This window comes from Streptomyces sp. NPDC055013, from assembly GCF_053608645.1.
This window is the reverse complement of sequence record NZ_JBSGVW010000031.1, coordinates 1-13,908: the sequence shown is the minus strand read 5'-3', so window position 1 is coordinate 13,908 and position 13,908 is coordinate 1. Positions and strand designations below refer to the sequence as shown.

Annotated in this window: 11 protein-coding genes; 4 read left to right on the top strand and 7 right to left on the bottom strand. The window is 71.8% G+C overall.

Annotated features, from left to right (window positions below):
- The first annotated feature begins 296 nt into the window (after positions 1-296).
- Positions 297-755: a hypothetical protein gene (locus ACWGDB_RS30880; protein ID WP_453825438.1), complete on the top strand. Its 459-nt coding sequence runs from the start codon at positions 297-299 to the stop codon at positions 753-755.
- A 25-nt stretch (positions 756-780) separates the two neighbouring features.
- Entirely contained in the window at positions 781-1,572 is a 792-nt protein-coding gene (locus ACWGDB_RS30875; RefSeq protein ID WP_453825437.1) for an SDR family oxidoreductase, read from the top strand.
- Here ACWGDB_RS30875 and ACWGDB_RS30870 read toward each other — a convergent pair.
- The 6 genes from ACWGDB_RS30870 to ACWGDB_RS30845 all read right to left on the bottom strand — a co-directional run bounded on the left by ACWGDB_RS30870 (position 1,551) and on the right by ACWGDB_RS30845 (position 9,554).
- The gene (locus ACWGDB_RS30870) at positions 1,551-3,068 is read right to left on the bottom strand and encodes an SDR family NAD(P)-dependent oxidoreductase (protein ID WP_453825436.1); all 1,518 of its coding nucleotides are present in this window, start codon (positions 3,066-3,068) and stop codon (positions 1,551-1,553) included. The genes ACWGDB_RS30875 and ACWGDB_RS30870 overlap by 22 nt on opposite strands.
- Positions 3,069-3,192: 124 nt before the next feature.
- Positions 3,193-4,530, bottom strand: a complete 1,338-nt coding sequence (locus ACWGDB_RS30865) for a wax ester/triacylglycerol synthase family O-acyltransferase (protein WP_453825435.1) — start codon at positions 4,528-4,530, stop codon at positions 3,193-3,195.
- 223 nt (positions 4,531-4,753) lie between these two features.
- Positions 4,754-6,199 carry a sialidase family protein gene (locus tag ACWGDB_RS30860; protein WP_453825434.1) on the bottom strand — a complete coding sequence of 482 codons (1,446 nt, stop codon included), beginning with the start codon at positions 6,197-6,199 and terminating at the stop codon, positions 4,754-4,756.
- Between the two features lie 99 nt (positions 6,200-6,298).
- Positions 6,299-7,555, bottom strand: coding sequence for a glucose-1-phosphate adenylyltransferase (gene glgC, locus ACWGDB_RS30855; protein WP_453825433.1), 1,257 nt, complete (start codon positions 7,553-7,555; stop codon positions 6,299-6,301).
- Positions 7,556-7,605: 50 nt separating this feature from the next.
- A complete protein-coding gene (glgA, locus tag ACWGDB_RS30850) occupies positions 7,606-8,757 on the bottom strand; it encodes a glycogen synthase (protein ID WP_453825432.1) in 1,152 nt (383 codons plus the stop codon).
- Between the two features lie 41 nt (positions 8,758-8,798).
- A complete protein-coding gene (locus ACWGDB_RS30845) occupies positions 8,799-9,554 on the bottom strand; it encodes a (2Fe-2S)-binding protein (RefSeq protein ID WP_453825431.1) in 756 nt (251 codons plus the stop codon).
- A gap of 210 nt (positions 9,555-9,764) precedes the next feature.
- Between ACWGDB_RS30845 and ACWGDB_RS30840 the strand changes: the two genes are divergently transcribed.
- Positions 9,765-10,964, top strand: a complete 1,200-nt coding sequence (locus ACWGDB_RS30840) for a DMT family transporter (protein ID WP_453825430.1) — start codon at positions 9,765-9,767, stop codon at positions 10,962-10,964.
- On the opposite strand, the gene ACWGDB_RS30835 is transcribed toward ACWGDB_RS30840, so the two are convergent.
- The gene (locus ACWGDB_RS30835) at positions 10,954-12,114 is read right to left on the bottom strand and encodes a transglycosylase family protein (protein ID WP_453825429.1); all 1,161 of its coding nucleotides are present in this window, start codon (positions 12,112-12,114) and stop codon (positions 10,954-10,956) included. The genes ACWGDB_RS30840 and ACWGDB_RS30835 overlap by 11 nt on opposite strands.
- A gap of 299 nt (positions 12,115-12,413) precedes the next feature.
- On the opposite strand from ACWGDB_RS30835, the gene gndA reads away from it, so the two are divergent.
- Positions 12,414-13,853: an NADP-dependent phosphogluconate dehydrogenase gene (gene gndA, locus ACWGDB_RS30830; protein ID WP_453825428.1), complete on the top strand. Its 1,440-nt coding sequence runs from the start codon at positions 12,414-12,416 to the stop codon at positions 13,851-13,853.
- Positions 13,854-13,908 lie beyond the last annotated feature (55 nt).

Genomic DNA, 13,908 nt, shown 5'->3' with positions numbered 1-13,908 from the left:
GTTGGGACCCTGTAGTGCTGTCCGTCCGCTACAGATTAACCAAATGAGCGGGTGCCCGCTCGATGGGGCTGCAAACAAGCTGTAACTATCCGGAGTCGACCGGTTTTCACCTGCCGACCTCATCACGAGTTGCTATGAAATGCCCCATATACAGGTCACTCGTTCGGCTCAGCACCACCGCGCCGCCCGACCCCGCCTCGAACACGCCACGCAGTTCAAGTCCCGTTGGCCGAATCGCAAGGCGGCCATGATCTGCTGACGTACCGCAACGGCTTGTCCGGCGGGAGGACTGACGCATGGAGCTGCGCAGTGTCGAAGAGCTGATGGATCTGCTGTACGCCTGCCGGGGCACCCGGGGCACCCGGGACACCCCGGGCCTCGGGAGCATCCGAGTCGATCTCCACCAACACGCGCTGCAGACAGCCGCACTGCTGCGCCGCGCACGCCCCGCCGACAAGGAACTCCAGGTCGCGGGGCTCGTTCATGCCATCGGCCCACTGCTGGGCCCCGCCGACGTGACCCGCCACTTCGACTGCGCCGCCGACGCGGTGCGGCCTCTCCTCGGCGAACGGGTCTCCCGCCTGGTCCGCAACCAGTGCCGTGCCTTCGACTCCACCGACGACGACCTGGTGCGGCTGCGCCAGGCCGACGAGGAGGGCCGCAGCGCCGAGTTCGACGCCGGGGTCCTGGAGGACTGGCGTACGGTCCTGGAACTGGTGGCGGCACGGCACTCGCCTCTCGGGGCTGTTGACTGACGCCCCGTCATGAGACCGTACGGCGATGACGTCGTCGCACGGTCTCGAGGGCAGGGCCGCCGTGGTCACCGGCGGCACGCGGGGCATCGGACTCGCCGTCGCCCGGCAACTGGCCGCGGCCGGAGCGCGGGTCTGCGTGACCGCGCGGGACGCGGACGAGGTGCGCGGGACGGCCGCCGAGCTGGGCGGCATCGGGCTGGCCGGGAGCGTGGCGGACCCCGCGCACCTGCGGGAGGTCACGCGGGCCACCCTGCACGAGTTCGGCCGCTTGGACGTCCTCGTCAACAACGCGGCGACCAACCAGCCGTACGGACCGCTCATGGACGCCGACCCGGACGCCTGGCGCGCGGCCTTCACGGTGAACGTCGAGGCCGCGCTGCGGTCGGTGCAGTGCGCGTGGCGGGCCTGGATGCGGGAGCACGGCGGGTCGGTGATCAACATCTGCACGGAGGGCGCCGGGCACGTGGGCCCCGGCGTCGGGGCCTACGGCACGAGCAAGGCGGCGCTGCTGCACCTCACCCAGCAGCTCGCGGGCGAGCTGGGCCCGAGGGTACGGGTGAACTCCGTCTCTCCCGGCCTGGTACGGACCGAGATGGCGCGGTTCGTGTGGGAACCAGGAGAGCGGGAGATCGCAGGCGGGCTGCCACTGGGCCGCATCGGGGAACCTGACGACGTCGCACGGGCGGTGCTGTGGCTGGCGTCGGACGCGGCACAGTGGATCACGGGAGCCGACCTACTGGTGGACGGCGGCACCCATGTACGAGCAGCGCGCCCGCCGACCACCCCGGTGGCCCCTCACCACTTGCCGGGCAGGTAGTCCTTCAGGAAGACCCCGTACACGTCCTCGCCCGCTTCGCCCCGTACGACGGGGTCGTAGACCCGGGCCGCGCCGTCGACCAGGTCCAGCGGCGCGTGGAAGCCCTCCTCGGCGAGGCGCAGCTTGTCGAAGTGCGGGCGCTCGTCGGTGATCCACCCGGTGTCGACCGAGGTCATGAGGATGCCGTCGCTCTGGAACATCTCCTGCGCGCTGGTCCGCGTGACCATGTTCATGGCCGCCTTGGCGGCGTTGGTGTTGGGGTGTCCCGCACCCTTGTAGCCGCGGCCGAAGACACCCTCCATCGCCGAGACGTTCACGACGTACGCGCGGCCGCTCGTCGCCTTCTTCGCCGCGTCCGCCATGGCCGGCCGGAGCTTGCTGATCAGGATGAACGGCGCCGTGTAGTTGCACAGCTGGGTCTCGAGGAGCTCCACCGGGGAGATCTGCTCGATGGTCTGCACCCAGGTGTTGCTGTCCACGACGTCGGGGACCAGGCCGCCCGCGTCGATGGCGGTGCCGTCGAGGTGCCGGGCGACGCTGGCGTTGCCCGCGACCAGGGCGAGGTCGGCGACCTGCTGGGCGTCGATGCCGGAGATTCCGGCCGGCAGGGAGGCCAGTCCGTCGACCGCGCCGGACCCGAAGGCGCCGATGACGTGGTGGGCGGGCAGCTCCCCGGCGGGCAGCGGGGCGCTCTCGCCGTCGACGAGCGCGGCGTAGGCGGAGGGCAGTCGGCGTACGGTCTGCGTCGCGTTGTTGACGAGGATGTCGAGGGGGCCCGCCTCGGCGACCTGGTCGGCGAGCGCGACGGCCTGGGCCGGGTCGCGCAGGTCGATGCCGACGACCTCGAGGCGGTGCATCCAGTCCGCGGAGTCGTCCATGGCCTTGAAGCGGCGGATGGCGTCCTTGGGGAAGCGCGTGGTGATCGTCGTGTGGGCGCCGTCGCGCAGCAGCCTCAGCGCGATGTACATGCCGATCTTGGCGCGGCCACCGGTGAGCAGGGCGCGCTTGCCGGTGAGGTCGGCGCGGACGTCGCGCTTGGCCCGGTTCAGGGCGGCGCAGTCCGGACAGAGCTGGTGGTAGAAGTAGTCGACTTCCACGTACCGGGTCTTGCAGGTGTAGCAGGAGCGCGGGCGCTGGAGTATCCCCGCGATCCGGCCCTGCTCCGTCGCCGACGACGGCAGCAGGCCCTCGGTCTCGTCGTCGATGCGCTGGGCGGAGCCGGTCGCCGTGGCCTCCGTGACCGCCTTGTCGTGGGCGGTCTTGGCGGCCCGGCGCTCCTGACGGCGGCGCTGCTTGACGGTGCGGTAGACACCGGCGGTGGCCCGGCGCACGGCGATCGCGTCGGGGTGGTCGACCTCCAGCTTGTCGAGCTCGTCCAGCACGCTCAGGCACACGGCGAGCCGCTCCGGGTCGATGCCGGGGCCGTACACGACCTGGTCACCGGGCTCGTGCACGACCTCGTCCGTGGTCGCCGGGCCTTCCTCTGTCACCGTCATCGCGCTGCCGTTTCCCTGATCACCCGAGCGGCGCGCCGACCGCGCCCGCTTTCGAACGGGGAATTCTACGGAGCGCCGGGCCGGTCCTCCAAAATCCGGCGAATCAGGCCCGCGGCGGCGGGGCTCAGGGCGCGCAGGCGGTGATCAGCGACTGCACCTCCTCGGACACGGCCTTGGCGAGCACGTCGAGGTCGGGTACGGCCTCGGCGTCGGCGACGAGGCCGTAGTGGACGCGTCCGCGGTACGTCGAGATCGCGATCGCCAGGGACTGGCCGCGGGCCAGCGGGGCGAACGGGTAGACCTCGGTGACGGGGTGACCGCCGAGCTTGAGGGCGATCCCGGGCAGCGGCACGCTGGTGACGAGGATGTCGAACCAGAGCCGGGCGGCCTGGCCGGCCAGCGGTCCGCCGAGCCGGTGGGCGAGCGCCGGTACATGGTCGGCGAGCAGGGCGACGGCGCCCGCGCCCCGGTTGGGGCCGAGGTCCTTGTTGCGGTCCATGGCGGCGCGGACCGTGTCGAGGCGGCGCAACGGGTCGGGGTCGTCGACGGGGAGCCGTATCAAGTAGCCGGAGAGCCGGTTGCCCTGAGGGTGCGCGGTGCGCGGACGGCGCTTGGAGACGGGGATCAGGGCGCGGGGCGCGACGCCCTCGCTGCCGTCGCCGCGCTCGTCGAGCCAGCGGCGCAGGGCGCCCGCGACGACGGCGATCAGGACGTCGTTGACGGTGCCGCCGACGGCCTTGCGGATCACGTGCACGTCGTCGATGTCGACGACGACCCCGGCGGTGCGGCGGGTGCCGCTCGGCTCGGCGGTCAGGGCGTCCGACGAGCGCATCGCCAGCGTCGACACGGCGACCGAGGCACCGATGTCGAGGGCGCGCCCCACGTCGGACAGGGCGCCGCGCACCAGACCCGGCAGCCTGCGCACATCGGGAAGGCGGCCGCTCCTGGGTGCCTCGGGACGAGGCTTGCGGGCGGGCATGTCCATGGGGTCCAGCACGGCGGCGGCGAGGGTCAGCGCCCGCAGTCCGTCGGCGAGGGCGTGGTGGAACTTGAACAGCACCGCGAACGACACCCCGTCCTCGCCCGGCAGCACATGTGCCTCCCACGGCGGCCGGTCGCGCTCCAGCGGGCGCTCCATCAGCCGGCCCGCGACCGCCTGGAAGTCGGCGGTCGGGGCGTGCAGCCGGACGTGGTCGAGCGGGTCGAAGTCGGGGGCGGGCTCGCGGGTGGCGCCTCCGAAGGAGAACGGCCGCAGCAGGCCCTGGGGCTGCCATGCGTCACGGATCCGCATCCGCAGTCCGGGCACGGCGGCGGCGCGGGCGGCGAGCAGGTCCGCCGCGTGGGCGCCGGCGGTGGGCGAGTGCGCCGTGAAGACGCCGAGGGCGCCCAGGTGCATGGGGTGTTCGGCGGACTCGATGTTCCAGAACGCCAGGTCGAGAGGTGCGAGCAGGTCAGACGTCAATGGCTTGCCTCGCGTCGACGAAGGGTGGACCAGCAGTCAATCGCTCTCTGGCGATTACAGTCAAGTACGATCAAGCTACGCTCAGTTAACGGCAGATTAAGTCCCGCCTCTCGTGAAAGGGGCGGGACTCATGGTGCATATGAGGTCACTCCAGCACAGGTAGCGGCACCGGGCATCCTGTGGTTGTCACCCGGGAGGCGTCACGGATCGCTTCACCTTTGGGTCATCGCACGGCGGATGCGTACACCGCCGCCCGGCCGGGTGCGTCCGGTTTCGCCCATACGGCGGTGAAGCCGCGCCCGGTCGCGACCAGCCCCATCTGCTCACCGAGGAAGTAGCCACGGGGACTGGCCTCGTCGGGGATGCGAGGAGCGTTGCGCATGTCGAACGACGTCGGGGTCAGCCGGGCCTCTCGCCAAGTCGCCCCGCCGGACGCACAGTCGACCGGCTTCGGGGGGCAGCGGACCAGCCAGCGGTCGGTGAGCAGGGGCGAGCCCTCGTCGTTGTGGCGGAAGTCGGAATGGGCGACGGCGACGGTGCCGTCACGGCCGACGGCCAGCGTCACCGTGAAGGCCTGCCGGTTCGGCACGGGGACGGATGGGGGCGTGCGGTTCGCCCGCACCGGCTCGGACCAGGTACGGCCGCCGTCGTCCGACGCCACCAGGGCCACCGCGTCGGCGCCTCCGCCGCCGAACCGCGAGTCCTGCCAGGCCGCGTAGATCCGGCCGGTGCGCCGGTCGACGGCGGTGTCCGAAAGCAGACTGGTGGTGTGTGAGACCTGCTCGCCGGACTCGGGGTCCTGGAACAGCCACTTGGTGCGCTGGTCGGCCACCTTCACCGGCGCGGACCAGGTACGGCCGCCGTCGGTGGAGCGTACGGCCTGCAGGGTGAGCCGGCTGGTGATCGGGCCTTCGCCGAACCGGACCCTGCTGTACACGTCGACCAGCGTGCCGTCGTCGAGCACGCTCAGCCGGTGCCCCGAGATCAGATGGCCCTCCCCGGCGTCCGCCACCAGCACGGGTGCCGCCCAGCTGCGTCCGCCGTCGGTGCTGCGGCTGATCCACGCGTCGTTGCGGGTGCGGCTCTGGGCGGGGAAGCGCGGGGTGACGACGTACAGCACGTCCGGGTCGCGCGGGTCCGTCACGGCCGTACCGCCGCCGTGTCCGCCCTGGTCCGGGTCCGTCTCCTCGACGACGACCGAGGGGCGGGTCCAGGTCCGGCCGTGGTCGTCCGAGCGCACGGACAGGGCCGCGCTCGCCGAGCCGTCGGCCATGAAGAGACCGCCGGTCACCAGCAGCGCCCCGCCCCCGGTGAAGGTCACGGCAGGGCCGTCCACGTAGTCGTACGTGCCGCCCGAGCACCGGGTCAGGCCGGGGACGACGGTCCGGGTCCAGGAGCGGCCGCCGTCGTCGCTGGCGGCGAGCACCACCCCGCGTTGCCGGTCCTGCGGCCACACGGCGGCGAGTCGGCGCGGGTCGTGCGGGTCGACGGCGAGCTGCGGCTCGATGGCGCCGTCGGCCATTCGGGGGTCCAGCGCGCCGGGCGCGCAGTCGGCGAACGGGCTGCCGGCGGAGAGGCGTTGGGCTCCGGTCGCCGCCTGCGCCGGGGTGACGGCCAGGACGGGTAAGGCAACCAGGGCAGCGGTGAGAACGGGCAGGACGCGGTACATGGCGTCGGCTCCTTCCGGACGGTTGTCACCATCCTCGGGAGCCCGTCCCGCGGTGTCGTCGTACGCCGGGCGACGCCGCCGCTGCGTCCTGCGCAGTAGCTAGGGAACCCGCTGCCCCTTCCCCAGCGCGATCACGCCACCCTTGGAGACGGTGTACAGGTCGGAGTCCCGCTCCGGATTGACGCCGATCGTCGCGCCCGGCGGGACCTCGACGTTCTTGTCGAGCACCGCGCCCCGCACCACCGCGCCCCGCCCGATGCGCACGTTGTCGTGCAGCACCGCCCCCTGCACCACCGCACCCGGGTCGACCACCACGCCCGGCGAGAGCACGGACCGGGTGACCTGGCCGCGGATCAGGCAGCCGGCGCTGATGATGGACTCGCTGGCCATGCCGCCCGAGTTGAAGCGGGCCGGGGAGAGCTGGTTGGAGTGGGTGTAGATGGGCCAGCTGCGGTTGAAGAGGTTGAAGGCCGGTCGCTCGGCGATGAGGTCCATGTGGGCGTCGTAGTACGCGTCGAGGGTGCCGACGTCCCGCCAGTAGCCGCGGTCGCGGTTGGTCTCGCCGGGGACGTGGTTGGCGCTGAAGTCGTAGAGCTGGGCCTCGCCCCGGTCGGTGAGCTGCGGCAGGATCGAACCGCCCATGTCGTGCACGGAGTTCGCGTCCTCGGCGTCCCGCTGGAGCGCCTCGATGAGGGCCTTGGTGGTGAAGATGTAGTTGCCCATCGAGGCGAACACGCACTCCGGGTCGTCCGGGAGACCGGGCGGGTCGGCGGGCTTCTCCAGGAAGCGATCCACACTCAGGCCGTCCGAGCCGGGGCTGATCACGCCGAAGGACGACGACTCGCTCCGCGGCACGCGTATGCCGGCCACCGTCACGCCCGCGCCGGACTCGATGTGCTGGGCGAGCATCTGACGCGGGTCCATGCGGTACACATGGTCGGCGCCGAACACCGCGACGTACTCGGGGCGTTCGTCGTAGACCAGGTTCAGGGACTGCAGGATCGCGTCCGCGCTGCCCAGGTACCAGCGCGGACCGAGCCGCTGCTGGGCCGGCACCGGGGTGACGTAGTTGCCCAGCAGGCTGGACATCCGCCACGTGGTGGTGATGTGGCGGTCCAGGGAGTGCGACTTGTACTGCGTGAGGACGCAGATGCGCAGGATGTCGGCGTTGACGAGATTGGAGAGCACGAAGTCGACGAGGCGGTACGTGCCACCGAAGGTGACCGCCGGTTTCGCGCGGTCCGCGGTCAGGGGCATCAGGCGCTTGCCCTCTCCGCCCGCCAGTACGATTCCGAGCACCGAAGGTCCTCCCCCAGTCTCGGCTTCGCCCGACCGGGGGTACCCCCATCGCCGCATGGCCGCTCCCCTCACCCTGGTTGGTCCCAGCCTGCCCTGAGTACCGCGCGCTAAGCCTGTTTGAGGATCTCGCCGTAGAGCCGGGCCGTCCGGCGTGCCACCGCGTCCCAGCCGAACTCCCCCACCGCACGCTGCCGTCCGGCCTCCCCCAACCGTCCGGCGGTCTCCGGATCGCCGATGAGTGAGTCCAGCGCCCGCGCGAGACCCGCCTCGAAGTCGTCGTCGAGCGGGACGAGCAGGCCCGTCTTGCCGTCGTCGACGACCTCGGGGATGCCGCCGACCTGCGAGGCCACCACGGGAGTTCCGCAGGCCATCGCCTCCAGATTGACGATGCCTAGGGGTTCGTACACCGAGGGGCAGACAAACACGGCGGCGTGCGTGAGGAGTTGGATCACTTCCGGGCGGGGCAGCATCTGCGGGATCCAGTGCACGCCCTCGCGAACCCGGCTCAGCTCCTGGTAGAGGTCGCGGAACTCCCGGTCGATCTCGGGGGTGTCCGGTGCCCCGGCGCACAGCACGACCTGCGCGGCCGGGTCGATGTCCCGTACGGCGCGCAGCAGATGGGGCACGCCCTTCTGGCGGGTGATACGGCCGACGAAGAGCACGTAGGGGCGGTCGGGGTCGAGGCCGAACCGGCTGAGGACGTCGGTGCCGTGGTCGGGCCGGTACAGGGTGGTGTCGATGCCGTTGTGCACGACGTGGACACGCGCCGGGTCCAACGCCGGGTAGCAGCTGAGGATGTCCTCGCGCATGGCTCCGGAGACGGCGATCACCCCGTCGGCAGCCTCGATCGCGGTCCGCTCGGCCCAGCTCGACAGGGCGTATCCGCCGCCGAGTTGCTCGGCCTTCCAGGGGCGCAACGGCTCCAGGGAGTGGGCGGTCATCACATGCGGGATGCCGTACAGGAGCTTGGCGAGGTGGCCGCCGAGGTTGGCGTACCAGGTGTGGGAGTGGACGAGTTCGCGGCCTTCGAGGCCGGCGGCCATGGCGAGGTCCACGGAGAAGGTCCGCAGTGCGTCGTTCGAGGTGTCGAGCGCGGACCAGGGGCGGTGGCGCAGCACGCCGACCGCGCGGCCCTCGCCCCAGCAGTGCACCTCCAGATCGACCAGGTCCCGCAACTCCCGGGCGAGGAACTCGACATGGACACCCGCGCCGCCGTACACGTCCGGCGGGTACTCCCGGGTCAGCAGTCCCACACGCACCCGGAACCCCCTGTTCTCAGCGGTTTGTTGCCCTTTCATGGTCACCCAGATGGGGCGCGCGGGGAAGAGCGCGGGGCTCGTGTGAAGCAACAGTCACCGCACACGCCACCGCCCGGCACGCGGTAGTAGAGGCAGCAGCTGCGGCGCCGGAACGCGGTCCCGGTGAGGGTGCCGGTGCCGGCGAGGAGGGGGTGGCCGAAAAGCTCCGTGGTCAGGGCGCGGGCCCGGGCGGCGACGTCCGTACGGCCGCCTGCGTGGGCCCACTGGTCCAGTTGCCGGGCGGCGCCCGCGAGGGCGGATCCCGCGTTGCCCCACAGCAGCCCGGTGGCGACGCGGTAGCGGGCGTGCACGGCGTCGGTGAGCGGCTGGAGGTGGCCGTCCAGGACGACGTCCGACACCGTCGCCCGGTCCGCGGGGAGCGGGCGCACCTCGGTGAGCCACAGGTCGGCCGGGGCGCTGCCGTCGGGGTCCCAGTGCAGCAGGCCGGGGTCGAGGTCGGGGATGCGGCCGTACAGGGCGGCGCAGCCGAGGGCCACCGACCAGAGCCGGGCCGCGAGCCCCAGCTGGGCCACGGAGGCGGCGATCCGCAACTCGGGGGCGTGCAGGGCGTTCGCGACCTTCCGGACGCGGAGACCCAGGGGGTCTCCCCGGGTCTCCGACGAGGGTTCCCGGTAGGTCTGCGCCAGGGTCGGCAGCGGCCGGAGCGCTTCCCCGGGGGTGCGTAGTACGAAGAAGCCGCCGAGCGGCCGGAGCGCGGCGAGATGAGGGTCGAGATCCACGAAGAGCAGTAGTACCAAGGCCCGTCGGGGTTATCACCTGGGGGTCTCCACCCGGGGTCACCCGCCTTGGGGATGACTCCTGCGGCGCCGTACTCCATCGGTAGTACGACACAGTGCGTGCTCTGGTACGACGACGGGAAGAGGTTTTCGCGGCATCGTGTTGATTATGAAAGCCGACCGTTCGCCGCGCCGGGGTCAGCGGCCCCGCCTCACGCAGAGGACCAGCTCATGAGCGCCCTCGCGTTGTCCGTGCTTCTGTCGCTCGTCTCCGCCGTCGCGTACGCGGGCGGGGCGATCGTACAGGAGCGTGTCGCGGTGTCCTCTCCGGGACAGCAGTTCGCGCCGATGCGCCGGCCGGGCTGGTGGGCGGCGGTCGCGCTGAACGGCCTCGGTGGTCTGCTGCACGTGGTGGCGCTGGCTTTCGGCCCGCTGAGTCTGGTGCAGCCGCTGGGTGCCCTGACGATCGTGTTCGCGCTGCCGATGGCGGCGCTGTTCGTGGGCCGCAAGGCCGGGTCGACGGCCTGGCGGGGCGCCATCATGGCGACCGTGGGTCTCGCGGGTCTGCTGTCCCTGGTCGGCGCCTCGGAGTCGCAGTCGCTGGCCGGCGCCGAGCGGGTGGCCGTGGCTCTCGTGACCGGCTCCGTCGTCGTGACGCTGATGATCGCGGGGCGGGCGGCCCACCGGCATCCGGCGGTGCGCAGCACGCTGCTCGCGATCGGGTCCGGCATAGCCTTCGGCATGTCCTCGGTGTTCACGAAGATCGTCGCGGTCGACTGGAACGGCGGGGTGTCGGCATCCGACCTCCCCGCGCTGGCGACGATAGGCGTCTTCGCCACGGCCGGTCTGCTGCTGTCCCAGGCCGCCTACCGGGGCGCGGGCCTCGCGGCGCCGCTGGCCACGCTCACGGTCGTGAACCCGGTGGTCGCGGCCGCGGTCGGCATCACGATGTTCGGCGAGACGTTCCGGTACGGCTCCACGGGCACCGTGCTCGCCCTGGGCTGCGGTGTGGTGGCGGCGGGCGGCCTGATCCTGCTGACGACGGAGCGGATCGCGCGCACGGAGACCCCGGCCTCGGCGGCTCTGTCCGAGGCGCAGACCTCGCCGGCCCGGTCCGCCGCCCTGCCCGAGCCGCAGGTGGCTCCGGTGCCCGCCGAGGAGTTGCTCGCCGGCCTTCCGGAGCGGGCGGCCGCACTGCCGCACGAGGGCGTCCTCGTACCGGAGAGGGAGCTCCTCGAAGCGGACGGGTCCGAGATCCGGGTACCGGAGGGCATCGAGGACATCCTCATGCCGGCCCAGGTCGCGGAGGGCGCGTACGAGGACGAGCCGCACGCCGAGGGCGCACCCCAGTACCTCTACGGTCCCTTCTACGGCGGCCCGTACGTCCCGACGCCGGTCCTCAACCGGCACCGTATCCGCGTCAAATCCTGACGCCACCGGCCCGGAGATAGGCGACCGGGTCGATGTCCGCGCCGAAGCCGGGCCCCGTCCGCACCTCGAAGTGCAGATGCGGGCCCGTGCTGTTGCCCGTGGACCCGGAACGGCCGATGCGCTGCCCGGCGCCCACCGACTGTCCGTCCTTGACGGAGATCGCCGAGAGATGGGCGTACTGGGTGTAGCGGCCGTCGGTGTGCCGGATCACCACCTGGTAGCCGAAGGATCCCTCCCACCCGGCGCTCACGACCTGCCCGGCCCCGACGGACTTCACGGACGTCCCGGTCGGCACGGGGAAGTCGAGGCCCGTGTGGTAGCCCTTCGACCAGGCCGAACCCGCCTTGCGGTACGGCGTGCCCGACGGGGCGCTCACCGGGGCGACCATGGAGCGACTGGCCGTCGTCGCCTGCTCTTCCCGTTTCGGGGTGGTCTTCTCCGAAGGGGTCTTCCGGGGCGAGGACTTCGGGGTGGCCGCCGGCCGGTCCGTCTTCGGGGGCGTCGCCGTGGCGGCCTTGCCGCGCAGTGCGAGCCGCTGGCCCGGAATGATCAGGTCGGGGTCCGCGCCGACGGCCTTGCGGTTCGCGGCGTACAGGCCCCGCCAGCCGCCCTTGACCTGCTCCGACTCGGCGATCCCCGAGAGGGTGTCGCCGTGCACGACGGTGTACATCTCGGCGGTGCCCGCCCGTGACTGCGGCGGGGTCTGCGGCTGGACGTCCTGCACCGAGGTCTTCCTGCCGGTGCCGGCGGGGTGGATGTCGGGCGTGTCGCCGCCCCGCGTCAGCCCGGCCCGTACCGAGCACACCGGCCAGGCGCCGGGCCCCTGCCCGTCCAGCACCTTCTCCGCGACGGCGATCTGCTGGTCCTTGGTGGCCAGATCCGCACGTGCCGCGTACCGGCTGCCGCCGTACGCCTCCCACGTCGACTGGGCGAACTGGAGCCCGCCGTAGTAACCGTTGCCGGTGTTGACGTCCCACCTGCTGGTCGACTCGCACGCGGCGACCTTGTTCCAGGTGCTCACGTCGGCCGCCTGCGCGGTACCGGTGCCGATGAGCGGGAGCGCGATGCCCGCGCCGCCCGCGGTGACGGTGAGTGAGGCGCGGTTGATCCTGTTCGGCTGGTACCGGCGGTGCCGGCCGCGTACGGCCATGACGGAGCCCCCCATTGACATGCGTCAGAAGGGGCAAAAGTAAGCGCTGCGAACAGGCCATGACAAGACAGCAAATCAGCCGCCTCTTTACGCCAAGTGGCGCGCGACCGGCGCACGTTGCCCGGCGCCCCGGGACGACTGAGTGCGCCGGGGCCTTCCGTCCGTATCTGCCTGCGCGACAACGCGCCACCCGGATGTGCGGTCGGAGTACCGGCACGTCAGGATGGACGAGGGGCAATACTGGCGGGCATGAGCGGTACCCGTACCGCTGCTGTATCGAGATCACTAGGAGCCAACGCATGAGCACTTCGGCGCAGATCGGCGTCACGGGTCTCGCGGTCATGGGCCGCAACCTCGCCCGTAATTTCGCCCGCAACGGCTATACGGTCGCGGTGCACAACCGGACGTCGGCGCGCACGCACGCGCTGGTGGAGGAGTTCGGGAGCGAGGGCGATTTCATCGCGGCCGAGACCGCGAAGGATTTCGTGGCGGCCCTGGAACGGCCGCGGCGGCTTGTGATCATGGTGAAGGCCGGTGAGCCGACCGACGCGGTGATCCAGGAGTTCGCGCCGCTGCTGGAGCCCGGTGACATGATCATCGACGGCGGCAACGCGCACTTCGCCGACACCCGGCGCCGCGAGCGCGACCTGCGTGAGCAGGGCATTCACTTCGTCGGCATGGGCGTCTCCGGTGGCGAGGAGGGCGCGCTGCACGGCCCGAGCATCATGCCGGGCGGCCCGAAGGAGTCGTACGACTCGCTGGGCCCGATGCTGGAGAAGATCTCCGCGAAGGCGAAGGACGGCGCGCCCTGCGTGACGCACGTCGGCCCCGACGGCGCCGGGCACTTCGTGAAGATGGTGCACAACGGCATCGAGTACGCCGACATGCAGCTCATCGGCGAGGCGTACCAGCTGCTGCGGGATGTCGCCGGGTACGAGCCCGCCCAGATCGCGGACATCTTCCGCACCTGGAACGAGGGCCGGCTGGACTCCTACCTGATCGAGATCACGGCCGAGGTGCTGTCCCACGTGGACGAGGCGACCGGCAAGCCGTTCGTGGACGTGGTGGTCGACCAGGCCGAGCAGAAGGGCACGGGCCGCTGGACGGTCCAGATCGCCCTGGACCTGGGCGTGCCGGTCTCCGGCATCGCGGAGGCCGTCTTCGCCCGCTCCCTGTCCGGGCACGCGGCGCTGCGGGACGCTTCGCGGGACCTGGTGGGCCCGAAGGCGTCGCCGCTGAGCGAGGCGGAGGCGGGCGCGTTCGCCGACCGGGTGGAGCAGGCGCTGTACGCGTCGAAGATCGTGTCGTACACGCAGGGCTTCCACGAGATCGACGCGGCGCGCGGCGAGTACGACTGGGACATCGACCTGGGCGCCGTCTCCGCGATCTGGCGCGGCGGCTGCATCATCCGCGCGGCGTTCCTGGACCGGATCCGCGCGGCGTACGACGCCCGGGCCGACCTGCCGAGCCTGCTGTCCGACGACACGTTCGCGCAGGAGATCGCCGCGGCGCAGGACGACTGGCGTGAGGTGATCATCGCGGCGACGCGGCAGGGTGTGCCCACGCCGGGGTTCGCCGCGGCGCTGGCGTACTACGACGCGCTGCGTGCCGAGCGGTTGCCCGCGGCGCTCACGCAGGGGCAGCGGGACTTCTTCGGGGCGCACACCTACCGGCGGACCGACCGGGACGGGTCGTTCCACACGCTGTGGGGTGGGGACCGGTCGGAGGTTTCCGCCTAGTGGCTCGGTAGGGACGGTCGTATCGCGGCTCCGCCGCGTGGGGGCTGTTCGCGCC